The following is a 22,703-nucleotide window of genomic DNA, read 5'->3' as shown; positions in this document are numbered from 1 at the left end:
GCGTCTACCAATCGTCGTAGTAGTACCAATCCTCCCTCGGGATTCGCGGCCGCGATCGCGGGCGCGGCGACTGGACCGTCCGCTCGGGCTTGCGCACGGCCGGAGCCGGCTGCGTTGCAGGCGCTGATGTCCTCGCCAGGTTCTGCTCGGAAACCTTCGCGAGAGTGCGCTTCATCTCTTCCTGGCTCGCCTTGAGCTGCGCAATCTCTTTTGCGTTGTCGCTGGCTGATTGCTGCTGGGTCGCCTTGAGCTGCTCGATGCTTCGCTGGAGATTTGCGAGATCGCGCGCCATCGTTTCCAGCAATTGTGTGTGATCGGGAGATGCTGCGGTAGCTACAGGCGGAGTAGGCAGAGTAGCTGCCGGCGCGGCGTCTTGCGGAGCGGCCTGGGCCACCGGCGTTGCCGGCGCTGCTGCGGCCTCCGCCACGGCCACGGCCGGCAGAGCGGGCTGCGCAGGCAACGGCGAATTTTCCGCCGGCAATGATTTTTCCGCCGGCAAGGTGGGAATCGAAGCGAGCTGCGGCGGCGAGGGGGCGGCAACCGGCCTGGCCCCGCCGCCATAGGACGAATGCAAGGCGAGCGCAGCGACGACGATGCACGCCGCCAGTGGCAAGCCGACGAGGGCGCCGAGCCGTCGCCGTCCGGGCGGCGATTTCAGGCTGACCCCGGCCGAAGGCGCGCGCGCGGCATTGCGCTCCATTCTTGCCACCTGTTCACTCAGGCGCGCGAGCTGCTCATCCGCGCGCACGATCTCTTCGTAGGCATGCGAGAGCCGCTCATCGCCGCGTGCGACTGAGGCATCCCGGGGCTCGCTTGCCTTCGGGTCCGGTGTGGAGTTCATTGGCGATTCCTTTTTCCGTCCAATGTCATCCATACGGTGGCGGTCGACCATCCGTCAGGTCGGTTATCCCCGTACTCCGTGCAGTCTTATCCAAAGAATGGCCGTATCATGGAGATAAGGGCGACGCGGAGGGTAGCACAATCCGCCCCATGCGCTTCGAGATTGCCCGTGGACGGATGGCGGCGACCGGACCATGATGGGCAAGGAGCGCTCTTGAGAGAAATGTTCGACGAGCAAGGGAGTCCCGAATGTACGCCAATATCCTCTTGAGCACGGATGGATCGGATATCGCGAAAAAAGGCATCGAGCACGGGATTGCCCTGGCCAAGGCCCTGAATGCCAAGGTGACCGTCATCACCGTGACGGAAGCGCTGCCGGTCGACTACGGCAGCGGACATGCCGGCGGATGGATGCCTTCACAGGAAGAGTTTGATCGCTACGATGCAGCCTGCGAAGAACATGCGGGCAAGGTGCTCCACGACGCGCGAGTCATGGCAGAGAAGATCGGGACACCGGTGGAGCTCCTGCATATCCCGAATGCGCATCCGGCCACGGCGATTATCCAAACAGCAAAGTCCAGAGGCTGCGACTTGATCGTCATGGCCTCTCATGGGCGTCGCGGCCTCCGGAAGCTGTTCTTGGGGAGTCAGACATCGGAGGTCCTGGTGGACGGCAGCGTGCCGGTGCTGGTCGTGCACTAGGCATGATCCGGAAACGTGCGTAGGGCCTTACACGAGTTCTACGGCCGTGCCTTCACGGAAGCCGCCGAAAGCGGAATGCGGAAGATCCGGAAGCCCGGGATTTCGGGAAACCCCCGTGCCGCTTCTGCCGACACCAGCGCCACGACGGCGGCCGATACCTCTCCGTCGAGCAGCCGATTGATCGCCGTCCCCTGACCCTCGCTGAGCTGGACGGAAGGCGCTCCCGCCGCGCCAAGCGCCGTGCTGATCGCCCTATTGGAGGCGGAATACATGTCGTCGATCGCAATCGTCCTGTCGGCCAGATCGGATATTGATGTCATGTCCTGGCGAGCCATCAGGACCGCGACCGGGAGCTCCCTGCTGTAGGCCGGCGCGGATCCGGGCTTTTCGATAGCGCCATACATCGCCGTTTCCAGGCGGCCGGACCCCTCCGTGCTGTCGGTCTTCTTGTCCGGCGCGGCGGAAGCGGTCGCAGCCGTCACACGCTCGGCCAGCGCAGTGGCGGCCGCCACCCGCGCCTCGGTCGTTCTGGTATCGGAATTGGCACGGCCGGCTGTGCGATTCCGCGCGGCATTGTTGTCGTCGGTCGTTCCGGATTCAGTCGCGTTGCCGGGGCGTTGTGTTTTCGGCGAACTCCGCGGGAGCGGGATGCGGGCGGTCGCCCGCTCGGCCTTTGCCGCGATCGTCGTCGACTTCGTTGCTGCGAGGCGAGCCTTGGGTGGAGCCTTGGGCCGGGGGGTAGGCCGGGCGTGAGCAGACGACGGCTTTTCCGTCCTGCGCGCACCTGCGGATCTGGTGCCGGCGGCCGGCGATGTGGTCCTGAATGTCGCCAGCCTGATCGTCGGCTCAGCCGTCCGTTCGAAGCGGGTAGATCCGTTCGTGCCGCGGGATTCGGCGGCCGCTTGCACATGCAGGGGTGGTTGACTGCTACAGCCGGTCAGGGCCGCTGCCAGTGCGACAGCACAAAGCGTTCTCAAGCGATCCTCCCCAGGAGGCTGGCTCCGCCCGCAATTCTTGCTGCGTGATGATATTTGCGCTGGTCGACTAGCTGTCGTGCAGAAAGCTTAAATGCGCATTAAGCGTCGCGCGATCGCCGCGAAAAGCGCTGCGATAGTTAATGGCAGCACTACGCCGCGCGGAACGCCGGCACGCGCCAAATCCGCCTTTGCGAGCTGGTCGGAAGCGTTTTCAGTCGTCCCGCTGCACCAGCTCGAAGGTGATGCCCTCGGGTCCCTCGAACAGCCGCAGCTTTCGGCTGATGTAGTCCATCTCCTCGCTCAGCATGGTTACGCCGTTGGCCACGAGGTGCGCGGTAACAGCCTCGATGTCGTCGACGCGGAACGCGAGGTGATTGAAGCCCAGTTGTCGCAGATTGGTCGGGTGCGCACCGGGATCGCTCCCCGGGGGCGGATCGAATTCGAGCAATTGGATCTCGAAATGAGGATCCGCGCCTTCGAGCACGAGGGTGATGTGCTGCGCCTTCATGGCTGGCATGCCCATGTAGCGGGCGGGAACGCCGCCGTCGATCGTCGCGACGTGATCCTTTCGGAAGCCAAGCAGCGCGAAGAACGCGATCGCCGGGCCGGCGTCCGCCACCGCGATCGTCACATGATCCGGATTGAGTATCATCCTGCCACTCCCTGTCAGCAACGCCAGCACGCGGCCGCGCGCTTGTCAGTCAATCACCTCGTCAGCACGCTGCTGGAGCAACGGCGGCACCTCGAGGCCAATCGCCTTTGCAGCCCTGAGGTTTATCATCATCTCGAACTTGGTCGGTTGCTCGACCGGCAGATCGGCAGGCTTTGCGCCTTTGAGGATTCTGTCAACGTAAGTCGCTGCCCGGCGATATACATCGGGGAAACTTGGCCCATAGAAAATCAGCCCGCCTGCTTCGACAAACTCCCGGCCACCGTAGATGGCCGGCAGCCGACCCTTTGCGGCAAGATCCGCGATCAAACCGCGGTGTGCCTGGGTCAGTGCCTCAAGTCCTACGATGATCGCGTCCGAACTCCTGTCGAGCGCAGCAAAGGCCTGCTCGATGTCCTCGCGCTTGCGCACGTCGAACAACCGAAAGCGCCACCCTCGGGCCTGCGCTCCCTTCTTGAGCTCCTCCAGCTGCGGTGCGGTGACAGGATTGCCCATGTTGAGAAGCGCGGCGATGCCGGTGGTCGAAGGCGCGATCTCCTTGAGCAATTCCATTCGCTTGGCTTCAAGCTCGGGCTGCACGCCGCTCAAGCCCGTGATGTTGCCGCCTGGCCGCGCAAGGCTGTCGACCACGAGCAGCGGCTCGCCGACGATCATGACGACGGGAATCGTACGCGTCGCCCGCTTGACGGCAAGCGCGGCTGGTGTGCCGCGGGCGACGATCAGGTCGGGATTGCGGCCGATCACTTCGGCCACAAGGCCGGGGTAGAGCGCTGCATTGCCGTCTGCCGACCGATAGTCAAAGACGAAATTGCGTCCCTCGGCATATCCAAGTTCTTCCAGCCCACGCCGCAAGGCAGCGAGGTTGGTCATGTTGAGTTGCGCCGGTATCGGTTCGATTATTCCAATGCGGTAAAGTCGGCCGGTCGGCTGTGCCTGTGCTGCGAGTTGAGGCGTTACTGTCGTTGCGGCAAAAACTAGCAGAAATTGACGGCGATGCATTGTCTACCCCAATGCTCAGGATCGAAAAATAATATCGGTTTTGATGGGCTTATACGAGGCCCTTTGGGCGTTAGGGGCCCATGTCCGCTGGCGCCTACATCGGCCGAAGTGGATGTCCGTAACGGCCAAAGGAGCCGCGACGGGCTTGCCGATATTTGCGATAAGCCGATGGCGAAACGCATCCGATAATTTCACGGGAGGAATGCCGTGCCCAGGACCAAGCTGCCCGTCCCCGATGTAGCCGAGGCCGGCCCCGGCCTGTGGTCGAACGCCATACGCGCCGGCGACACGCTGTACATCTCCGGCCAGGTAGCGCGTCCCTTCGAAGGCGGGACGGAAATGGTTGGAGAGAATGAATACGAACAGGCGAGGCAGATATTTTCCCGCATCGATCGCATCATCAAGGCGGCCGGCGGGACGATGGACAATCTGGTGAAGATGACGATCTACGTCGTCGACATCACGAAAAACACCGAGGTCTGGCGAGCGCGCCGCGAGTTCTTCACCGGCGATTTTCCCGCTTCCACGCTGGTGGAAGTGCGCTCTCTTGCGAAACCGGAAGTGTTGGTGGAGATCGAAGCCGTCGCCTATCTCGGCGGGAGCTGAAGCGCGCAGGGCGGATCAGCGAATAGCGTAATCCGCCACTTGTGCGACTGACGGCACCGGTCCAGGTGCAGCCGAATGTCTGCGCGAGAGCCCCAATCCTGATAACAATCGTGATCGCTGTGGCGGTGAATGCCCCACGTTCACCATGATTTGTACATACATCCGGCCCGTGCCTGCTAGGCAGGGCAGCGCCAATGACAGCTCGCTTCCATGAGAAAACGGATGAGGAGTTCGAGGTGCAGGTTCGCACCCTGGTGCGCCTCGTGTCCGCCTGCACCCTGGGGCTTTGGTCCTTTGCCGCGGGCCTGCTGATCGGGACCTTCTATCTGTTTTGAATCGCGGACGGGTGACTTCCGCTTCGAGCCATTTGCCGACGTCGCCGATCGTCGAGATCATGTCCGCTCGGCCCTCGAAAGCAGTCCGTAGTCCGTAGTGCGGATTAGCGCAGCGTAATCCGCCATCTTTGCGCTAGCGGGAGAGCCGGATTGCGCTACGCCAATCCGCTCTGCGAGCCATCTCTCTTCGGCATCAGCTTGCCGTGATGCGAGCTTTGTGCTCGACTGCCGGCGCGTCCTTTTCCAACGCAGGGAGCTGAGCATGAAGAAAGTAATTCTTGTTGGTTTTGCTATCCTCGCTGTCTCCACCTCTGCCGCTTTGGCCGCCAAGAAAGCGGCGAAGCCGAAGGCAGCACCTGCTGCTGCCGCCGCCACGACCACAGGTCCCGCAGCTCCGTTCATGTTGGGCCAGGTCAGTGCCGCCGACCGCGAGCTATACAAGAAAAATCAACGCGACTCCGGCATAAAGGCGAAGTAGAGCGACAAGCGCGTACGGCGGATTGCGATAGCGTACTCCGCCGTCTACGCGGGCCAACAGGGGAGGCGGATTACGCTGCGCTAATCCGCCTTATGGCTACGGGCTGGCCGCTTTTCGTGGCTCAATAGCAGTAGAACGAGCTGATAGACGATAGTTGCGATAACTACCGCAAATGCCATGTTCCAGCCTTCTGAAAGAAGGCCCGATGTATAAGCATAAACTCCAATTGCAGTTACCGAAAGCAATACGGTGGCCCACCAGCGGATCAGCATAAACAGAAGATATGAAAGGCCGACGAAAAAGAGCGAAGGAATGCTCAAGGCAACCCCGAACAAAAGAGCCCACCCGAACACATCGTGATTGCCGGGTCCGGCCAATGCGATCTGAAATCCAATAACGTAGCAAACTAGGAATGCGAGGATTGCAACAACCTGATGCATCGGGACCACATACAGTAGCATCTTCGCAGTTCGCAGGGCGGTAGCGATAGCGCAATCCGCCATCTATGAGCCTAACACGGAAGGCGGATTACGCTACGAGCTAGACTTTCCCATGTGGAGGTCAAACTCCTCGCGGATATCTCACGGTTTTCCACGGTCGATTAGAGCCCCTGGGTTGGCTTGCTAGCCTTTACCGCGTCCTGACTCTGGTTGTAGCTTGCAACAGCTATACTAGGGAGGGGGTGGCTGGTGGCGGATAAAAAGGTTGGCAGCACAGCGGAGGAAACCTCCGCCTTGAATCGCACCCTGAAAGAGTTTGTTTCGTCATATCAAGCCGATCAGACCGCAAACGAAAGACGAAACGGTACCAGATTTCGAATTGAGGTTTTTCTGGCGATCGGCGTCGCCATCAACATTGCCTTGACGATTGGACTACTCATCGCGGGCGTATTTCAGACCAAGCACGCTGGTGATCAAGCGAAAACCGGTCAAGAGCAGCTTGCCGTTGCGCGAGATACAGAAACGAGACAGCTAAAGGCCTACGTTGGGGTCGTTCAACAGGGACTAGAGAACTTCGGTACTCCCCAGCAGGCGCTGAAAATCACGAGAAAGAACTTCGGTCTGACTCCCGCTGTGGACCTCTTTATGGCACCGCCCGCAATTGCTGTTTTGAATAGAGGCCAACAATTCGGTCCCGTGCATTGCACGCCGGCGCCTGCAGTTGTGAACACCTTTACCCTTTTTCCGCAGCAGGAATCGAATTTCACCATCAAGGGATTTGCTGGCGTATCTCAGGAGCAAGTCGATCTCGTCAAAAAAGGCGGCGACTACGTTCTCGTTTATTGGGGTGCGCTCCATTACAAAGATGTCTTTGGGGCACAGAGATGTACGCGATACTGCTGGTCATTTTCGGGTGCAAATATGGATGCCGCTAACGCGGAATTGTGCTTCCAACATAATGACTCGTATTAGCTTCACCGCACTTCCAAAAACATTACCTTACTCTTGCTGACTTGGATGCGGTGCGGGCGGCAATCGTGACGGAACGGAGAGCGAAGGCAACATGACCGAAACTGAAAAGCTGTTGCGTGACATCGAGACGCTTCGCACTTCGATGCAATTAGACTGGATTGATCTCGCCGGTCGCCTTTCCCCCGAAGAACGAGCTGGAATCCGTGAACACCTTGAGACTTGCCACGCTGACCTGAAGGGCTTGCTGAAACGCCTGTGGACATTAGAAGACGGCGAAAATTCAAACTAGGACCCTCCCGAACCTTGGACCGCTTCCGCGTGAAGGGAGTGCTCCCCGGCAGCCGAGGCAGACCACCACCCCCTGCGCCACCCGCCGGCCAAATCACGCCACCCCTAGGTCCAGCCCCTCCCACAAAAATATTCCCCTTTTGTTCTCATCCCAAATCAATGTACAACTCCGCCCGTCCCACCCGACAAGAGGGGCGGCTCGCGATCGTCACGAAACGTGCGGTGGGATGCGGTGGCCGCTGACGGCACGACTGACGAGGCGTGACCGTAGCGGACGGCAAAAGCGTGTGGTCCTGGCGCCGCGGTGCTGGCGTCAAGTTTTGCGGGGCAACCCGCGGAGCGACGGTGGCAAAAGAGCCGTTCACCGGGGAGAGCGCGCCATAAGCCGTAAACCCATTGCGCAGGGAAGGCCGGACTGCCTCCGCTTCACCTGTATGCTCGTGTGCATTTCTTTGTTGCGCAAGCACAGCGCACGAGACCTCGGGTGCGGCGTGCACCCGGCCTTCCCCGCGCCCTCCTTGAAGGCGCGAGAATTCGATGCAAAAGCTCGGGCGAAACCGGCCGCGAGATCGCGAAGCTGTGTCAGTCCGCGTGGACTTCCGTAATGTTATAATATAACATATTTGGATGCTTCACTCTCATTCCCACAGCCACGACCACCATCACGGCCATGCCCACAGCCACGGCCCGGCTTCCCCGCATCCGGCGCAGACCACGCACTGGTCGATCCTGCGGATGCCGGTGCTCTCGCGCCTCGCCGCGGCGCTTGCGGTCAGCGCCGGCCTGTGGGGCATCGTCTGGCTGGCGATGAGGTGAGCATGGCCGCGCAACTGCAATTCCGCGACGTCACGCTGGGCTATGACCGCCATCCGGCCGTGCATCATCTCAACGGCGAGGTCGCCTCCGGCGCGCTGCTCGCCGTGATCGGCCCGAACGGCGCCGGCAAGTCGACGCTGTTCCGCGGCATCGCCGGCATCTTGAAGCCGCTGTCGGGATCGATCTCGCTGGGCGGGCTGAAATTCCGCGACATCGCCTATCTGCCGCAGACGGCCGACATCGACCGCAGCTTCCCGATCTCGGTGTTCGATTTCGTCGGCACCGGGCTGTGGCGCATGACCGGCTTTTTCGGCGGCATGGGCAAGCGCGAGCGCGACCGCATTGCGGAAGCGCTATCAGCCGTCGGCCTCAACGGCTTTGAGAACCGCCCGATCGGCACGCTCTCGGGCGGCCAGATGCAGCGCATGCTGTTCGCGCGCGTGCTGCTCCAGGATGCGCGGCTGATCGTGCTCGACGAGCCCTTCAACGCCATCGACGCCAAAACCTCGGCCGACCTGCTGGCACTCGTGCGGCACTGGCACGGCGAGGGACGCACGGTGCTGGCCGCGCTGCACGATCTCGACACCGTGCGCAGCCATTTCCCCGACACGCTGCTGCTGGCGCGCGGGCCGGTGGCGTGGGGCGCGACGCCGGAGGTCCTGACCTCGGAAAACCTGTTGGTGGCGATGCGGATGTGCGAAGCCTTTGACGACCGCGCCGCCGCCTGCGCCGTGGACGATATGTCCTCACGCGCTGCCTGACGCCGATGATCCACGATGCGCTGATCGCGCCGTTCACCGAATTCGAATTCATGCGCCGCGCGCTCGCCGCGGTGATCGCGCTCTCGCTCGCCGGCGCGCCGATCGGCGTGTTTTTGATGCTGCGGCGGATGAGCCTCGTCGGCGACGCCATGGCCCATGCCATCCTGCCGGGCGCGGCCATCGGCTTCCTGCTGTCGGGCCTCAACCTGTTCGCGATGACCGCGGGTGGATTGATCGCAGGCTTTGCCGTCGCGATCCTGTCGGGCGTCGTCGCGCGCACCACGGAGCTGCGGGAAGATGCCGCGCTCGCCACCTTCTATCTGGTGTCGCTGGCGCTGGGCGTGACCATCGTCTCGATCAAGGGCACCAATATCGACCTGCTGCACGTGCTGTTCGGCAACATCCTCGCGATGGACGACCAGACCCTGTTCGTCATCGCCTTCAACGCCACCATCACGGTGCTGGTGCTGGCGGTGATCTATCGCCCCCTCGTGATCGAATGCGTCGATCCCGTATTCCTGCGCACCGTCAGCCGCGCCGGCGCCCCGGCGCATCTCGCCTTCCTCGCGCTCGTCGTCGTCAATCTCGTCAACGGCTTTCACGCGCTCGGCACATTGCTGGCCGTCGGCCTGATGATCCTGCCCGCCGGCATCGCTCGCTTCTGGTCGCGCGACATCACCGGCATGATCTGCATCGCCGTGCTGAGCGCGATGGTGGCGGGCTACGCCGGGCTGGTGCTCTCGTTCCAGACCCGCATCCCCTCCGGCCCCGCGATCATCCTGGTCGCAGCCGGGCTCTACGTCATCTCGCTGCTGTTCGGCAGCGTCAGCGGCTTGGTACGGCAGTTGTTCCCCGGCCGCCATCTGGAGGCATAGAGCGATGAATTTGGTATCGCATATGTTGGCCGGCCTCCATGGTTCGAGACGCGTCGCAAGCGGCGCTCCTCACCATGAGGGTCCAAGTGTTCGCTGCGTAACAGGCCCTCATCGCCGCGCAACAGGTCCTCATCCTGAGGAGCCCGCCACCGGCGGGCGTCTCGAAGGATGGGCTGCGGGACCAATCTGGATCGATAAACCAATGCGGCTTGTCTTGTTAATCGGCCTGTTATGCATCGCCGCCATCGCTCCCGCGCACGCGCAGGAGCGCATGAACGTCGTCGCCAGCTTCTCGATCCTCGGCGACTTCGTAAAGAACGTCGGCGGCGACCGTGTCAATGTCACGACCCTGGTCGGCCCCGACAGCGACTCGCACGTCTATTCGCCGTCGCCGGCCGACGCCAGGAAGGTCGCCGACGCCAAACTCGTGTTCGTCAACGGGCTCGGCATGGAAGGCTGGCTGCCGCGGCTGGTAAAATCCGCCGGAAAAAAAGCCGCCATCGTCACCGCGACGAACGGCATTACGCCGCTGAAATATGGCTCCGATGCCGACCCGCACGCCTGGCAGTCCGTCGCCAACGCAAAAATCTACGTCGCCAACGTCCACGTCGCGCTCAGCGCGGCCAGTCCTGCCGACGCCGAATTTTTCAAGTCCAACGCAGAGGCCTACTCGGCAAAACTAGATGCGCTCGACCGCGACGTCCGCGAGGCCACCGCGAAAATTCCGGAAGGGCGCCGCAAGGTGATCTCGACGCACAGCGCCTTCGGCTATTTCGCCGCGGCCTACGGCATCCAGTTCATCGCGCCGGTGGGGGTCTCGACCGAATCCGAGCCGAGCGCCCGCGATATCGCTGCCATCATCACCCAGATCAAATCGGCAAAAATTCCGGCGGTTTTTCTCGAAAATATCAGCGATCCCCGGCTGATCCGGCGCATCTCGGAGGAGACCGGCGCCAGGGTCGGCGGGACCCTCTATTCGGACAGTCTGACCGGCGAAAAGGGCGATGCCCCCACTTACATTGACATGGTAAGGCACAATATAAAGGCCCTGACGCGCGCGCTCGGCGCTTAATGCAGGGGGCCACCCCCGCCGGCTTGAGCGCCCCAATTCCGTTTCTGGAGTTCTTATGTCTGACCTGCAAAAAATTCCCGTGACCGTGCTGACGGGCTATCTCGGCGCCGGCAAGACCACGCTGCTCAACCGCATCCTGTCGGAGAACCACGGCAAGAAATACGCAGTCATCGTCAACGAATTCGGCGAGATCGGCATCGACAACGACCTCATCATCGGCGCCGATGAAGAGGTGTTCGAGATGAACAATGGCTGCGTCTGCTGCACCGTGCGCGGCGATCTCGTGCGCATCATGGACGGGCTGATGAAGCGCAAGGGCAAGTTCGACGCCATCATCGTCGAGACCACGGGTCTCGCCGATCCGGCGCCGGTGGCGCAGACGTTTTTCGTCGACGAGGACGTGCAGAAGAACGCCCGGCTCGATGCGGTCGTGACCGTCGCCGACGCCAAATGGCTGAGCGATCGCCTGAAGGATGCGCCCGAAGCCAAGAACCAGATCGCGTTCGCCGACGTCATCGTGCTGAACAAGACCGACCTCGTCTCGAAGCCCGAACTCGCCGAGGTCGAGGCGCGTATTCGCGGCATCAATCCTTACGCCAAGCTGCATCGCACCGAGCGCTGCAAGGTGGCGCTGTCTGACGTGCTGGAGCGCGGCGCGTTCGATCTCGACCGCATCCTGGAGATCGAACCGGAATTTCTGGAAGCCGGCGACGATCACGATCATCACCACCACGACCATGATCATCATCACCACGATCACGGGCATGGCCACAGCCACAGCCATGGCGGCCTGAAGCATTACCACGACGAAGACATGCAATCGCTGTCGCTGCGGACGGACAAGCCGCTCGATCCGACAAAGTTCATGCCGTGGCTGCAAAACCTCGTCGCCAGCGAGGGCCAGAAGATTTTGCGATCGAAGGGCATTCTGGCCTTCACCGACGATGACGACCGCTACGTCTTCCAGGGCGTGCACATGATGCTGGAAGGCGATCATCAGCGGAAGTGGAAGGACGGCGAGCCGCGCGAGAGCCGCGTTGTCTTCATCGGCCGCGAATTGCCGGAGCAACTGATCCGCGACGGCTTTGCGGACTGCATCACCTCGTGATGACTGATTTCGACCCCGGCGAGTCCGCCTCCATCGTCTCGGTGACCGACCGCGTGCGGCCGCTCGCGCTCGGCATGGGCGTGTCCTCCGTGCATTTCCTCGGCGAGCGCGCCTGCTTCGTCGGCGCCGAGGAGAATGTCGCTGTCGTCGATGCCGACGGCGACATCTCGCAAGTCGCTGTTCACGGCGGCGCCATCCTGTGCTCGGTCTCGGATGGAAAGCGCATCGTCACCGGTGGCGACGACGGCAAGGTGAATGCGCTCAGCGCCAAGGGCGAAGTCACGACGTTGGCGACCGACGCCAAGCGGCGCTGGATCGACAGCGTGGCGCTGCATCCCGATGGCGCGTTCGCGTGGTCGGCCGGCAAGACCGCGTTTGTTCGCAGCGGCAAGGCGGAGGAAAAATCCTTCGATGCGCCCTCGACCGTCGGCGGGCTGGCGTTCGCACCCAAGGGCCTGCGGCTTGCGGTCGCCCATTACAATGGTGTGACGCTGTGGTTTCCCAACATGGCGGCAAAACCCGAATTTTTGGAATGGGCCGGCTCGCATCTCGCTGTCACCTTCAGCCCCGACAACAAATTCCTGGTCACCGCGATGCACGAGCCGGCGCTGCATGGCTGGCGGCTCGCGGATAACAGGCACATGCGCATGAGCGGCTATCCCGGCCGCGTCCGGTCGATGTCATGGAGCGCCGGCGGCAAGGGGCTGGCAACGTCGGGCGCGGATACCGTGATCGTTTGGCCGTTCGCCAGCAAGGACGGGCCGATGGGCAAGGAGCCCGCGATGCTGGCGCCCTTGCAGACAAAGGTCACCGTGGTCGCCTGCCATCCGAAGAACGACATCCTCGCCTGCGGCTACGGCGACGGCACCGTGCTGATGGTGCGGCTGGAGGACGGCGCGGAGATCCTGGTGCGGCGGAATGTCGGCACGCCGGTCGCGGCGCTGGCCTGGAACGCCAAGGGCACACTGCTGGCATTTTCGGCGGAGGATGGTGACGGCGGCCTTCTGGAATTGTAGTAGATCGTCGGGCATCCGGGGGCGTTCATGAAATTCCTGACGACTTTCCAACTCGGCGATTTTCTCGACACGCTGGTCAGCCTCGGCGTCGCCTTCGTGCTCGCAACGCTGATTGGTGCCGAGCGGCAATACCGCCAGCGCACCGCGGGCCTTCGCACCAACGTGCTGGTGGCGGTGGGCGCGGCCGCCTTTGTCGATCTCGCCATGCACCTTAACGGCACGCACGGCGGCGTCCACGTGATCGCCTATGTGGTGTCCGGCATCGGCTTTCTTGGCGCCGGCGTCATCATGAAACAGGGCATGGACGTGCGCGGCCTCAACACCGCGGCGACGCTGTGGGCTTCGGCCGCCGTCGGCTCCTGCGCCGGCGCAGACATGGTCGCGCAGGCGGCCGCGCTGACGATTTTCGTGCTCGCCGGCAACACGCTGCTGCGGCCGCTGGTCAACGCCATCAATCGCATTCCGCTCAACGAGAAAGCCACCGAAGCAACCTATTATTTCAAGCTCGCCGTGACCTCGCATGCACTGCCGGCGATGCGCGATCGCCTCGTCGAACAGTTGGAGGCGGCCCACTATCCGGTCGCCGATGTCGAAGTGGCCGAGATCGGCGACGGCCAGCTCGAGATCGTCGCCAAGCTGGTGCCGACCGCCGCGGACCCGAACGAGCTCAATGCAGTGGCGCTCGAGATGCAGAAGCAGAGCGGCGTTCGCCACGCCACCTGGGAAGTCAACACCGCCGACTAGGGGCGCCTTCCGGACGCGTTCACGCTATTCCCTCGCGGGCAAAGCGGGAACCTTGCCCGATCAAATCCGTTGATATCGCGAACAAGTTCGCGGTGAAAAAACATGCCCGTCGATGACAGCGAGAATGCTTACAAGACGCAGTTGCTGATCGCCGCTGCGATGGTCGTGGCGGGACTGGTGATCGCGGGCCTGTCGTTACGCGAGATTTCCGCCGACAATCCGAGAGAGATGGCGCAGGCGACGCAGCCTGCGCAGTCGACACCTGGTGCAACTCCAACGAACGAAAAACCTGCCGAGTCAAAGCCCGGTGGCGAGCGTCCGACCACGCCGGCCCCGCAGCCCGCGCGCCCGGATGCGGATGCGCAAAAATCCGGCGCCCAGCCCGCTTTGCCGCCGGCGCCCGCCGAAAAGACCGCGCCGCCGATCAAGGAGCGGTGATCCCGGTTTGGCGCGTCGCGGATGACGACACATGACGTTGATTTGACGGTCGCCCCGATATTGCAGCCTCGCCCGCCGCGCCCGGTTGCCCCATAATCGCACCATCGCGCGACAACAGGGGCAGTCCATGAAAATCGACGACGTCAGGCGAACCGCCTATTCCATGCCGCTGACCAACCCGGCCTTCCCGCCGGGGCCGTATCGATTCTTCAACCGCGAATTTTTCGTCATCACCTACCGGACCGATCCCGAAGCGCTCGCCGCCGTGGTGCCGGAGCCGCTCGAGGTCACCGATCCCATCGTCAAATACGAATTCATCCGCATGCCCGATTCCACCGGCTTCGGCGACTACACCGAGACCGGTCAGGTGATCCCGGTGCGCTTCAGGGGCGAAGAGGGCAGCTACGTCCACTCGATGTATCTGGACGACGAAGGCCCGATCGCCGGCGGCCGCGAGCTGTGGGGATTTCCAAAAAAGCTGGCGCGGCCGAAGATCGAGATCGAGAGCGACGTGCTGGTCGGCACGCTGCATTACGGCTCGGTGCTCTGCGTCAGCGCCACCATGGGCTACAAGCACCGCTCTGTCGATCATGACACGCTGCTGAAATCGTTGAAGGCGCCGAACTTCATGCTGAAGATCATCCCGCATGTCGACGGCAGCCCGCGGATCTGCGAGCTGGTCCGCTACTATCTCGAGGACATCACGCTGAAGGAAGCCTGGACCGGCCCGGCCGCGCTCGGGCTATTTCCACACGCACTGGCCGATGTCGCGCGCCTGCCGGTGCGCGAAGTGGTCTCCGCGGTGCATTTCAGGACCGACCTGACGCTGGGCCTAGGAACGGTAGCGTTCGATTATCTGGCGAAGTGACGAAGTCATTCGGGGGCATCGCGCAGCGATGAACCCGGAATCTCGGGCCTCGCATTTCGAGATCCCGGATATGCGCTCGGCGCGCATTCCGGGATGATTCCTTCGGAATCAGTTCAGCGGCAGCCAGGTGATCTCGCAGGCGCAGTTGCACTGATTGCAATGCGTCGGACGGCCAAACGTGCTGGCCAGTTCCCAATCCTGGGATTCGTTGCTCCACTGGATCGTGGCATGCGCGATGATGTCGTCAGAGCGGCAGGTCGAGCAGACCGGCGTCGCCCGCGTCGCATTTCGGCTGGCGAGCCGCATGCTGGAAGCTCTGGCCTGTTTGGCCGGCTCCTGATTCTGGCTGAACGGATTGAGAAGCGACCACGTATTTTTCATTGCATTCCCGCCCGGTGAATCACATCACCTACCAAGCCGAATCATAACGCGGTGGTGACGCGTGCGTCATCACCGCCGTTTGCATAGTTGTGGATTGTGTGGTTGCGGCAACAAATCGCGCGACCGCAGTTCCCCGACGAATCACCGCACCAGAATATTCCGGAACTGCCACGGATCCGAGGTGTCGATGTCTTCCGGAAACAGTCCCGGCCGGTCGGTGAGCGGCGTCCAGTCGGTGTAGTAACCCTTCACCGGTCCGAGATAGGGCATCTGGATTTCCAGCAAACGATCAAAATCCATCTCGTCGGCTTCGACGATGCCTTCGTTCGGGTTTTCCAGCGCCCACACCATGCCGCCGAGCACGGCGGAAGTCACTTGCAGACCGGTGGCGTTCTGATAGGGCGCGAGCTTGCGGGTCTCTTCGATGGAAAGCTGCGAGCCGTACCAGTAGGCATTGTTGTCATGGCCGAACAGCAGCACGCCGAGTTCGTCGATGCCGTCGACGATCTCGTTCTCATCGAGGATGTGGTGCTTTTCCTGCATCTTCGCCGCGCGGCCGAACATTTCATGCAGCGACAGCACCGCATCGTCGGCCGGATGATAGGCATAGTGGCAGGTCGGCCGATAGATCGCCGTATCAGATGCGTCACGCACCGTGAAATAATCGGAGATCGAGATCGACTCGTTGTGGGTGACGAGGAAGCCATACTGTGCGCCGCGGGTCGGGCACCAGGTACGTACGCGCGTATTGGCGCCGGGCTGCATCAGATAGATGGCTGCGCCGCAGCCGGCTTCATGGGTACGCGCATTCTCGGGCATCCATTTCTCATGGGTGCCCCAGCCGAGTTCGGACGGCTGCACGCCTTCAGACAGGAAGCCTTCCACCGACCAGGTGTTGACGAAGACGTCAGGCTCTTTCGGCGACCTGGAGCGTTGGGTGTCGCGTTCGGCGATGTGGATGCCCTTGATGCCAGCCTGCCGCATCAAATCCGCCCATTCTGCCTTGGTCTTCGGCTTGGGGGCATTGAGCTTCAGGTCGGCGGCGACGTTGAGCAGCGCCTGCTTGACGAAAAAGGAGACCATGCCGGGATTGGCGCCGCAGCAGGAGACGGCCGTGGTCGAGCCCGCCGGGCGCGCCCTCTTGGCGGCCAGCGTCACTTCGCGAAGGGCGTAGTTGGAGCGCGCCTCCGGGCCCTTCGAGGCGTCGAAATAGAAGCCGAGCCAGGGCTCGTTGACGGTGTCGATGTAGAGAGCGCCCAGTTCGTTGCAGAGCTCCATGATGTCGGTGGAGCCGGTGTCGACCGAGAGATTGACGCAAAAACCCTGGCCGCCGCCCTCGGTGAGCAGCGGGGTCAGCAACTCGCGGTAATTGTCCCTGGTCACGCCCTTCTGGATGAAGCGTACATTGTGCTTCTCGCAATGCGCCTTGCGACCCTCGTCCTTGGGATCGATGACGGTGATGCGCGACTTGTCGTAATCGAGATGCCGCTCGATCATCGGCAATGTGCCTTTGCCGATCGAACCGAAGCCGACCATGACGATGGGGCCGGAAATTTTCGCGTGGATCTGCGAGGAGGGGCTCATCAATTTACTCCAGGAGAACGGGCAGGGTGGAGGATACGGTGATCGGATGCCGGCCGGCCGAGAGAGTCCGCCGGGCGGCGAACCTGGATCAATCGGAACGCAGTTTTGCGGTCACTTCGATCTCGCATTTCATCTCGGGCTTGTAGAGACCCGCGACCACCAGGAGGGTGGTGGCCGGGCGAATGTCACGGAAGACTTCGCCGCAGACCGCGAGGAAAGGTTCGGCATCCGCAATGTCGGTGATGTAATAGGTCGCACGCACGATATCGGTCATCGCAAAGCCGCCTTCCTTCAGGGCGGCCTCGATGGTCCTAAAGCAGTTTCGTGCCTGGCTTGTGACATCGCCCGGAATGGTCATGGTGGCGTAGTCGTAGCCGGTGGTGCCCGCAACGAAGGCCCACTCGCCGTCGAGGACGGCGCGGCTGTACCCGGCAGCCTTTTCAAAGGGCGATCCGGTGGAAACAAGACGGCGTGGCATCGGTACCTCCATTCCTGGGGGCGGGGCGGGATTTGCGAACTCTTCGCGCCGATTGCGCGTGTCCCAGCTATATCAGCGGGAACGCTCTGTCACGCCGGAAGCCGGCGGTGAGGGCTGCGTCCAGCGGCGCACCAGGATGTCCCTGACGATCATGACCGAGATCAGGATCAAGAGGACCGTGCTGATGATGCCGCGGAAGCGGGGACGCACGCCATTGCTTGGGACGGGAAAGCTCTCGGGCATGGCCGTGCCGCTCAAGCCGCCAGAACCGGCTGTAGCGCCTTCCTTGCGCGCAGGGCCCTGGGCTTCGACGCCGGCGCGCCGGTCGGCACGATCATGCCCCAGGCGCCGTCGAGCGCGCCCTCGGCGAACTCGACCGCCAGCAGGCGGTCGCGCTCGAACGGGCCCGGCAGCGACAACTCGGCGGTCTTCGCCGCCGAGAAGCCGAAGCGGGCGTAGTAGGGCGCATCGCCCAGAAGGAGCACCGCGCGATGGCCACGCGCCTTCGCCGCCGCGAGCGCGTGGTCCATCAGCGCGGCTCCGGCGCCAAGCTTGCGGGAGTTGGCCTCAACCGCGAGCGGGCCGAGCACGAGCGCCGGGATGCCCCCGGCGCTGACGTGCCACAACCGGACGGTTCCGATCAGCCGGCCCTCGCGAACCGCCGACAGGGCAAGGCCCTCGGCGGGCGCCCGTCCGTCGCGCAGGCGCTGGCAGGTGCGCGTATGGCGGTTTTCGCCAAAGCAGGCATCCAGCAGCGCTTCGCGCGCGACGACGTCCGAAGCCCGCTCCGCACGGATCGCGAACGGAGCGGTTTTCGGGGTGAGGGCAACAGGGATCTTCCGCAAAGCAGTCATGGCACGTCAGTCCTCACTGCCAACGGCGGGTGAGGCCGCGGCAGCGTTGTCAGTCCAGAAATGGCAGGGAAGGGAGCCGGCGGACCGGCTCCCGCTAGTCGGGCCTCGAAGCGAGGCGGATCAGATGTGGTAAGTCTTCAGCGGCGGGATGCCGTTGAAAGCCACCGACGAGTAGGTCGACGTATAGGCGCCGGTGCCTTCGATCAGCAGCTTGTCGCCGATCTCGAGCGTAACCGGGAGCGGATACGGCATCTTCTCGTACAGCACGTCGGCGCTGTCGCAGGTCGGCCCAGCGAGCACGCACGGCGTCATGTCCGCACCGTCATGCGGGGTGCGGATGGCGTAGCGGATCGACTCGTCCATCGTCTCGGCGAGGCCGCCGAACTTGCCGATGTCCAGGTACACCCAGCGCACCTCGTCCTCGTCGCTCTTCCTGGAGATCAGGACGACTTCGGTCTCGATGATGCCGGCGTTGCCGACCATGCCGCGACCCGGCTCGATGATGGTCTCCGGGATCTGGTTGCCGAAGTGCTTACGCAGCGCACGGAAGATCGACCGGCCGTACTGCACGACCGGAGGAACGTCCTTCAGGTACTTGGTCGGGAAGCCGCCGCCCATGTTGACCATGGACAGGTTGATCCCGCGCTCGGCGCAGTCACGGAACACCGTCGAGGCCATCGACAGGGCACGGTCCCACGCCTTCACCTTGCGCTGCTGCGAGCCGACATGGAACGAGATGCCGCAAGGCTCCAGTCCCAGCCGCTTGGCGAGGTCGAGCACCTCGACCGCCATCTCCGGATCGCAACCGAACTTGCGCGACAGCGGCCACTCGGCGCCTGCGCAATCATAGAGAATGCGGCAGAACACCTTGGCGCCCGGGGCGGCGCGAGCGACCTTCTCGACTTCGGCGGCGCAGTCGACCGCGAACAGGCGAATGCCGAGCGCAAAGGCACGCGCGATGTCGCGCTCCTTCTTGATCGTATTGCCGTAGGAGATGCGGTCCGGTGTCGCACCGGCGGCCAGCGCCATCTCGATCTCCGCGACGGTCGCGGTGTCGAAGCACGAGCCGAGCGAAGCCAGCAGCGACAGCACTTCGGGCGCAGGATTAGCCTTGACCGCGTAGAACACGCGGCTGTCCGGCAGTGCCTTGGCGAAGGTCTGGTAGTTGTCGCGCACGACTTCGAGGTCGACGACGAGGCACGGCTCGGTGTCGAGGCCCTCGCTGCGGCGGTTGCGCAGGAATTCCTGGATACGATCGGTCATAGCACCCTCCAAACGGCCCAGCGACGGGACCCGTTCAAAATGATCTCGGCCATGAGTGACGTGGCGCAGTCGCACGATGGAGACGCGACGTAGCCTCGAACTCAGACCGTTTGTGCTGCCGTGGATTGGTTGGGAATTTCCCGCCCGCACACCTGGCAATGAAGGACAAGCCTTTTCAGTAGCCCGCGCCGGCGGTGGAATGCCGGTAGAGACCAAAAAAGCCCGATCCGTCGTTGCTTTAAGTCGCGTCCCCCGTTGAGAGCGGGGTGCGCCGGTTCGCCTCCGGCTGCCAGTCACGGTTGCAAGGGGTGGAGAGACCTTCATCGGCATCTCTTGAGAGAGATGCTGGCCGCTCTAAGCGAGGCGACCCTCGGTCCTTCATCCCTTGGCGGCTGTCCGGCCTCTTGTCCGGATACCTACCGACTGACACACGACCACAGGCACGTGCGAAATTGGGCAAGGGTGCAAATAAGGCTTTTGACTTCGCTTCGCAAGAATTTTTTTAGCGTGCGCGAAAATTTCCCTAACACGAGCTTGCGATCTCGTGCGCGAGGCGCGCTTCGCTTGTGAAAGATGAACAGACGTTAAGATTTTAGAGCGCTCGCGCGATCAAAGTTGTGCCTGCGGCACAGCGCTAACTTGGACTTGAGCGGATCAGCCGCGGCGCGTGAACGGCTCGACGCGCTGCGCGGCGCGGATGAACGCGATCATGATGAGGACGCCGAGCCCGAACAGCACGGCTTGCAGGATGTGCGCGCCGGTATCGGAGAGCCCGAACAGAATCGCGAGCGCCCAGCCGCCGGCAAATGCCGCGCCGAACACTTCCGCGCCGATCAGGATCGCCGCCGAGATCACGGTGACGACGCTCGGCCAGACGATCTGGCGGGATCCGGTCGAGGTGGGCTGGAGGCTCATGGTCAGTTCCTTTTCGAGGGCCGCAATCTCTCTGAAATGGCCCTCTCTTACAAGCTTAAAAGGCCCAAAAATGCCGCATCGCGTGATATAGATTCACCCGTCATTTTGCGGTGAAAACGGGATTTGTGATGTCGGAAACCCTTGAAGAAACGGCCCCCTCGGAAGCGCAGGCCAACCCGCTCTTGCAGCCGTGGCAGACGCCGTTCGAGACGCCGCCTTTTGCCGAGATCGCGCCGGAACACTTCCTGCCGGCCTTTGAACAGGCCTTTGCCGACCACGCCGCCGAGGTCGCCGCCATCACGCACGATCCGGCCACGCCCGATTTCGCCAACACCATCACCGCGCTCGAGCGCTCGGGAAAGCTGCTCTCCAAGGTCGCGGCCGTGTTCTACGACCTCGTCTCGGCGCACTCCAATCCGGCGATCCTGGAGATCGACAAGGAAGTGTCGCTCCGGATGGCCCGGCACTGGAATCCCATTATGATGAACGCGGTGCTGTTCGGCCGCATCGCCATGCTGCACGAGAACCGCAAGAACCTCGGTCTGACCGGCGAAGAGATGCGGCTCTTGGAGCGGACCTATACCCGTTTCCACCGCTCCGGCGCCGGGCTCGACGAGGCCGCCAAGACGCGCAAGGCCGAGATCAACGAGCGGCTGGCCCATCTTGGCACCGCCTTCAGCCACCATCTGCTGGGCGACGAGCAGGAGTGGTTTCTCGAGCTTGGCGAGGACGACCGCGCCGGTCTGTCGGATTCCTTCGTGGCGGCGGCCAAGGCCGCGGCCGACGAGCGCGGCATGGCCGGAAAGGCGATCGTGACGTTATCGCGCTCTTCCGTAGAACCCTTCCTGAAGAGCTCCGTCCGCCGCGACCTGCGCGAAAAGGTCTACCGGGCCTTCACCGCCCGCGGCGACAACCGCAATGCCAACGACAACAACGAGACCATCGTCGAGATTTTGGCGCTGCGCGAGGAGAGCGCGAAGATTCTGGGCTTTCCGACCTATGCCGCCTACCGTCTCGAAGACTCCATGGCCAAGACGCCGGACGCCGTGCGCGGCCTCTTGGAGCGGGTCTGGAAGCCCGCACGCGAGCGGGCGCTCGCCGACCGCGACGAGCTACAGGCTCTGATCGCCGAGGAGGGCGGCAATTTCGCTCTCGCCCCCTGGGACTGGCGCTACTACGCGGAAAAGCTGCGGCAGCGAAAGGCCAATTTCGACGACGCCGCGATCAAGCCATATCTGGTGCTCGACCACATGATCGAGGCCGCCTTCGACTGCGCCACCCGCCTGTTCGGCATCACCTTCGCCGAGCGCAGGGATATCCCGGTCTGGCATCCCGACGTCCGGGTCTGGGAGATCAAAAATCCCGATGGCAGTCACAAGGGCCTGTTCTATGGCGACTACTTCGCGCGGCCCTCGAAGCGCTCCGGCGCCTGGATGACCTCGCTGCGCGACCAGCAAAAGCTCGACGGCGCGATCGCGCCCCTGATCATCAATGTCTGCAACTTTGCCAAGGGCGCCGACGGCCAGCCGCCGCTGCTCTCGCCGGATGACGCCCGGACGCTGTTCCATGAGTTCGGCCATGCCCTGCACGGCATCCTCTCGGATGTGACGTATCCGTCGCTGTCGGGCACCTCCGTGTTTACCGACTTCGTCGAGCTGCCCTCGCAGCTCTACGAGCACTGGCAGGAGCAGCCGCAGGTGCTGCGGCAGTTCGCCAGGCATTACCAGACCGGCGAGCCGCTGCCGGACGACCTGCTCCAGCGCTTCCTTGCCGCGCGAAAATTCAACCAGGGTTTTGCCACCGTCGAGTTCGTCTCCTCGGCGCTGCTCGACCTCGAATTCCACACCCAGCCGGCTGACGCCAGCCGCGATGTCGCCGCGTTCGAGAAGGCGGAGCTGGAGAAGATCGGCATGCCCGCGGAAATCGCGATGCGGCACCGGCCGACCCAGTTCGGCCATATCTTCTCCGGCGACCACTATGCCTCCGGCTATTACAGCTATATGTGGTCGGAGGTGATGGACGCGGATGCGTTCGGCGCGTTCGAGGAGGCCGGCGACATCTTCGATCCCGCCACGGCCAAGCGGCTGCACGACGATATCTATTCGTCCGGCGGCTCGCGCGATCCGGAGGAGGCCTATGTCGCCTTCCGCGGCCGCGATCCCGAGCCCGACGCGCTGCTGCGCCGACGTGGCCTGCTTGAAACCTCAGAGGCGGCATAAGGTG

Annotated in this window: 28 protein-coding genes; 16 read left to right on the top strand and 12 right to left on the bottom strand. The window is 63.0% G+C overall.

Translation table 11 applies throughout. From position 1 onward, the window contains the following. Positions 1-4: 4 nt before the first annotated feature. Positions 5-841, bottom strand: coding sequence for a hypothetical protein (locus JQ628_RS07690; RefSeq protein WP_212221537.1), 837 nt, complete (start codon positions 839-841; stop codon positions 5-7). A 248-nt stretch (positions 842-1,089) separates the two neighbouring features. Between JQ628_RS07690 and JQ628_RS07685 the strand changes: the two genes are divergently transcribed. Beyond that, positions 1,090-1,542, top strand: coding sequence for a universal stress protein (locus tag JQ628_RS07685; RefSeq protein WP_212221535.1), 453 nt, complete (start codon positions 1,090-1,092; stop codon positions 1,540-1,542). Between the two features lie 38 nt (positions 1,543-1,580). Here the strand turns inward: JQ628_RS07685 and JQ628_RS07680 are convergent, their stop codons facing one another. The 3 genes from JQ628_RS07680 to JQ628_RS07670 form a co-directional block, all read right to left on the bottom strand. Then, positions 1,581-2,054: a hypothetical protein gene (locus tag JQ628_RS07680; protein WP_349628033.1), complete on the bottom strand. Its 474-nt coding sequence runs from the start codon at positions 2,052-2,054 to the stop codon at positions 1,581-1,583. Positions 2,055-2,730: 676 nt separating this feature from the next. Then, on the bottom strand, positions 2,731-3,171 hold the full coding sequence (locus tag JQ628_RS07675; protein WP_212221534.1) for a VOC family protein: 441 nt from the start codon (positions 3,169-3,171) through the stop codon (positions 2,731-2,733). Positions 3,172-3,216: 45 nt separating this feature from the next. Further along, positions 3,217-4,059, bottom strand: coding sequence for an ABC transporter substrate-binding protein (locus JQ628_RS07670; RefSeq protein WP_212221532.1), 843 nt, complete (start codon positions 4,057-4,059; stop codon positions 3,217-3,219). A gap of 336 nt (positions 4,060-4,395) precedes the next feature. Here JQ628_RS07670 and JQ628_RS07665 point away from each other — a divergent pair, with 336 nt between their 5' ends. From JQ628_RS07665 to JQ628_RS07655, 3 genes are all read left to right on the top strand, one after another. Continuing rightward, positions 4,396-4,794, top strand: coding sequence for a RidA family protein (locus JQ628_RS07665; protein ID WP_212221530.1), 399 nt, complete (start codon positions 4,396-4,398; stop codon positions 4,792-4,794). Between the two features lie 194 nt (positions 4,795-4,988). Beyond that, on the top strand, positions 4,989-5,129 hold the full coding sequence (locus tag JQ628_RS07660; protein WP_212221528.1) for a hypothetical protein: 141 nt from the start codon (positions 4,989-4,991) through the stop codon (positions 5,127-5,129). A 262-nt stretch (positions 5,130-5,391) separates the two neighbouring features. Continuing rightward, complete coding sequence (locus JQ628_RS07655; protein ID WP_212221526.1) at positions 5,392-5,607, top strand: hypothetical protein; 216 nt, start codon at positions 5,392-5,394, stop codon at positions 5,605-5,607. A gap of 80 nt (positions 5,608-5,687) precedes the next feature. Here the strand turns inward: JQ628_RS07655 and JQ628_RS07650 are convergent, their stop codons facing one another. Further along, positions 5,688-6,068 (bottom strand): hypothetical protein, encoded by a 381-nt coding sequence (locus JQ628_RS07650; RefSeq protein WP_212221524.1) that lies wholly within the window; start codon positions 6,066-6,068, stop codon positions 5,688-5,690. Between the two features lie 228 nt (positions 6,069-6,296). On the opposite strand from JQ628_RS07650, the gene JQ628_RS07645 reads away from it, so the two are divergent. The 11 genes from JQ628_RS07645 (at position 6,297) to JQ628_RS07595 (ending at position 15,005) form a co-directional block, all read left to right on the top strand. Continuing rightward, complete coding sequence (locus JQ628_RS07645; protein WP_212221522.1) at positions 6,297-7,019, top strand: hypothetical protein; 723 nt, start codon at positions 6,297-6,299, stop codon at positions 7,017-7,019. 91 nt (positions 7,020-7,110) lie between these two features. Then, complete coding sequence (locus JQ628_RS07640; protein WP_212221520.1) at positions 7,111-7,308, top strand: zf-HC2 domain-containing protein; 198 nt, start codon at positions 7,111-7,113, stop codon at positions 7,306-7,308. A 626-nt stretch (positions 7,309-7,934) separates the two neighbouring features. Then, a complete protein-coding gene (locus JQ628_RS07635; RefSeq protein ID WP_212221518.1) occupies positions 7,935-8,123 on the top strand; it encodes a hypothetical protein in 189 nt (62 codons plus the stop codon). Between the two features lie 2 nt (positions 8,124-8,125). Next, positions 8,126-8,884, top strand: coding sequence for a metal ABC transporter ATP-binding protein (locus JQ628_RS07630; protein WP_212221516.1), 759 nt, complete (start codon positions 8,126-8,128; stop codon positions 8,882-8,884). Between the two features lie 5 nt (positions 8,885-8,889). Next, positions 8,890-9,759, top strand: coding sequence for a metal ABC transporter permease (locus JQ628_RS07625; RefSeq protein ID WP_212221514.1), 870 nt, complete (start codon positions 8,890-8,892; stop codon positions 9,757-9,759). Between the two features lie 202 nt (positions 9,760-9,961). Beyond that, positions 9,962-10,831 carry a metal ABC transporter substrate-binding protein gene (locus JQ628_RS07620; RefSeq protein WP_212221512.1) on the top strand — a complete coding sequence of 290 codons (870 nt, stop codon included), beginning with the start codon at positions 9,962-9,964 and terminating at the stop codon, positions 10,829-10,831. Positions 10,832-10,886: 55 nt separating this feature from the next. Further along, positions 10,887-11,939: a CobW family GTP-binding protein gene (locus tag JQ628_RS07615; RefSeq protein ID WP_212221511.1), complete on the top strand. Its 1,053-nt coding sequence runs from the start codon at positions 10,887-10,889 to the stop codon at positions 11,937-11,939. Continuing rightward, complete coding sequence (locus tag JQ628_RS07610) at positions 11,939-12,955, top strand: WD40 repeat domain-containing protein (protein WP_212221509.1); 1,017 nt, start codon at positions 11,939-11,941, stop codon at positions 12,953-12,955. Before JQ628_RS07615 ends, JQ628_RS07610 begins: the two co-directional genes overlap by 1 nt. A 27-nt stretch (positions 12,956-12,982) precedes the next feature. Continuing rightward, positions 12,983-13,699: an MgtC/SapB family protein gene (locus JQ628_RS07605; protein ID WP_212221506.1), complete on the top strand. Its 717-nt coding sequence runs from the start codon at positions 12,983-12,985 to the stop codon at positions 13,697-13,699. A 102-nt stretch (positions 13,700-13,801) separates the two neighbouring features. Then, complete coding sequence (locus tag JQ628_RS07600; protein WP_212221504.1) at positions 13,802-14,137, top strand: hypothetical protein; 336 nt, start codon at positions 13,802-13,804, stop codon at positions 14,135-14,137. A 127-nt stretch (positions 14,138-14,264) separates the two neighbouring features. After that, the gene (locus tag JQ628_RS07595; RefSeq protein WP_212221502.1) at positions 14,265-15,005 is read left to right on the top strand and encodes an acetoacetate decarboxylase; all 741 of its coding nucleotides are present in this window, start codon (positions 14,265-14,267) and stop codon (positions 15,003-15,005) included. Positions 15,006-15,113: 108 nt separating this feature from the next. Here the strand turns inward: JQ628_RS07595 and JQ628_RS07590 are convergent, their stop codons facing one another. From JQ628_RS07590 to JQ628_RS07560, 7 genes are all read right to left on the bottom strand, one after another. Next, complete coding sequence (locus tag JQ628_RS07590) at positions 15,114-15,386, bottom strand: hypothetical protein (RefSeq protein ID WP_212221501.1); 273 nt, start codon at positions 15,384-15,386, stop codon at positions 15,114-15,116. A 141-nt stretch (positions 15,387-15,527) separates the two neighbouring features. Further along, positions 15,528-16,970 (bottom strand): homospermidine synthase, encoded by a 1,443-nt coding sequence (locus JQ628_RS07585; protein ID WP_212221499.1) that lies wholly within the window; start codon positions 16,968-16,970, stop codon positions 15,528-15,530. 88 nt (positions 16,971-17,058) lie between these two features. Beyond that, positions 17,059-17,448: a RidA family protein gene (locus tag JQ628_RS07580; protein ID WP_212221497.1), complete on the bottom strand. Its 390-nt coding sequence runs from the start codon at positions 17,446-17,448 to the stop codon at positions 17,059-17,061. A 72-nt stretch (positions 17,449-17,520) separates the two neighbouring features. Then, positions 17,521-17,691 carry a hypothetical protein gene (locus JQ628_RS07575; RefSeq protein ID WP_212221495.1) on the bottom strand — a complete coding sequence of 57 codons (171 nt, stop codon included), beginning with the start codon at positions 17,689-17,691 and terminating at the stop codon, positions 17,521-17,523. Between the two features lie 11 nt (positions 17,692-17,702). Then, on the bottom strand, positions 17,703-18,302 hold the full coding sequence (locus JQ628_RS07570; protein WP_212221493.1) for a GNAT family N-acetyltransferase: 600 nt from the start codon (positions 18,300-18,302) through the stop codon (positions 17,703-17,705). Positions 18,303-18,422: 120 nt separating this feature from the next. Then, positions 18,423-19,565, bottom strand: coding sequence for a type III PLP-dependent enzyme (locus JQ628_RS07565; protein ID WP_212221491.1), 1,143 nt, complete (start codon positions 19,563-19,565; stop codon positions 18,423-18,425). 654 nt (positions 19,566-20,219) lie between these two features. After that, a complete protein-coding gene (locus tag JQ628_RS07560; protein ID WP_212221489.1) occupies positions 20,220-20,480 on the bottom strand; it encodes a hypothetical protein in 261 nt (86 codons plus the stop codon). 128 nt (positions 20,481-20,608) lie between these two features. Here JQ628_RS07560 and JQ628_RS07555 point away from each other — a divergent pair, with 128 nt between their 5' ends. Continuing rightward, positions 20,609-22,699 (top strand): M3 family metallopeptidase, encoded by a 2,091-nt coding sequence (locus JQ628_RS07555; protein WP_212221487.1) that lies wholly within the window; start codon positions 20,609-20,611, stop codon positions 22,697-22,699. Positions 22,700-22,703 lie beyond the last annotated feature (4 nt).

It is taken from the genome of Bradyrhizobium lablabi (genome assembly GCF_018129385.1).
Classification (GTDB): domain Bacteria; phylum Pseudomonadota; class Alphaproteobacteria; order Rhizobiales; family Xanthobacteraceae; genus Bradyrhizobium; species Bradyrhizobium lablabi_C.
Note: the sequence above shows the minus strand (reverse complement) of the source record. Positions and strands in the feature narration are given on the sequence as shown.

Coding starts and splice junctions, on each gene's coding strand:
- JQ628_RS07585 (WP_212221499.1), bottom strand. CDS start 16,970: ATGAGCCCCTCCTCGCAGATCCACGCGAAAATTTCCGGCCCCATCGTC.
- JQ628_RS07620 (WP_212221512.1), top strand. CDS start 9,962: ATGCGGCTTGTCTTGTTAATCGGCCTGTTATGCATCGCCGCCATCGCT.
- JQ628_RS07655 (WP_212221526.1), top strand. CDS start 5,392: ATGAAGAAAGTAATTCTTGTTGGTTTTGCTATCCTCGCTGTCTCCACC.
- JQ628_RS07565 (WP_212221491.1), bottom strand. CDS start 19,565: ATGACCGATCGTATCCAGGAATTCCTGCGCAACCGCCGCAGCGAGGGC.
- JQ628_RS07575 (WP_212221495.1), bottom strand. CDS start 17,691: ATGCCCGAGAGCTTTCCCGTCCCAAGCAATGGCGTGCGTCCCCGCTTC.
- JQ628_RS07625 (WP_212221514.1), top strand. CDS start 8,890: ATGATCCACGATGCGCTGATCGCGCCGTTCACCGAATTCGAATTCATG.
- JQ628_RS07630 (WP_212221516.1), top strand. CDS start 8,126: ATGGCCGCGCAACTGCAATTCCGCGACGTCACGCTGGGCTATGACCGC.
- JQ628_RS07560 (WP_212221489.1), bottom strand. CDS start 20,480: ATGAGCCTCCAGCCCACCTCGACCGGATCCCGCCAGATCGTCTGGCCG.
- JQ628_RS07685 (WP_212221535.1), top strand. CDS start 1,090: ATGTACGCCAATATCCTCTTGAGCACGGATGGATCGGATATCGCGAAA.
- JQ628_RS07670 (WP_212221532.1), bottom strand. CDS start 4,059: ATGACCAACCTCGCTGCCTTGCGGCGTGGGCTGGAAGAACTTGGATAT.
- JQ628_RS07580 (WP_212221497.1), bottom strand. CDS start 17,448: ATGCCACGCCGTCTTGTTTCCACCGGATCGCCCTTTGAAAAGGCTGCC.
- JQ628_RS07650 (WP_212221524.1), bottom strand. CDS start 6,068: ATGCTACTGTATGTGGTCCCGATGCATCAGGTTGTTGCAATCCTCGCA.
- JQ628_RS07605 (WP_212221506.1), top strand. CDS start 12,983: ATGAAATTCCTGACGACTTTCCAACTCGGCGATTTTCTCGACACGCTG.
- JQ628_RS07590 (WP_212221501.1), bottom strand. CDS start 15,386: ATGAAAAATACGTGGTCGCTTCTCAATCCGTTCAGCCAGAATCAGGAG.
- JQ628_RS07690 (WP_212221537.1), bottom strand. CDS start 841: ATGAACTCCACACCGGACCCGAAGGCAAGCGAGCCCCGGGATGCCTCA.
- JQ628_RS07610 (WP_212221509.1), top strand. CDS start 11,939: ATGACTGATTTCGACCCCGGCGAGTCCGCCTCCATCGTCTCGGTGACC.
- JQ628_RS07600 (WP_212221504.1), top strand. CDS start 13,802: ATGCCCGTCGATGACAGCGAGAATGCTTACAAGACGCAGTTGCTGATC.
- JQ628_RS07640 (WP_212221520.1), top strand. CDS start 7,111: ATGACCGAAACTGAAAAGCTGTTGCGTGACATCGAGACGCTTCGCACT.
- JQ628_RS07570 (WP_212221493.1), bottom strand. CDS start 18,302: ATGACTGCTTTGCGGAAGATCCCTGTTGCCCTCACCCCGAAAACCGCT.
- JQ628_RS07615 (WP_212221511.1), top strand. CDS start 10,887: ATGTCTGACCTGCAAAAAATTCCCGTGACCGTGCTGACGGGCTATCTC.
- JQ628_RS07595 (WP_212221502.1), top strand. CDS start 14,265: ATGAAAATCGACGACGTCAGGCGAACCGCCTATTCCATGCCGCTGACC.
- JQ628_RS07660 (WP_212221528.1), top strand. CDS start 4,989: ATGACAGCTCGCTTCCATGAGAAAACGGATGAGGAGTTCGAGGTGCAG.
- JQ628_RS07635 (WP_212221518.1), top strand. CDS start 7,935: ATGCTTCACTCTCATTCCCACAGCCACGACCACCATCACGGCCATGCC.
- JQ628_RS07675 (WP_212221534.1), bottom strand. CDS start 3,171: ATGATACTCAATCCGGATCATGTGACGATCGCGGTGGCGGACGCCGGC.
- JQ628_RS07555 (WP_212221487.1), top strand. CDS start 20,609: ATGTCGGAAACCCTTGAAGAAACGGCCCCCTCGGAAGCGCAGGCCAAC.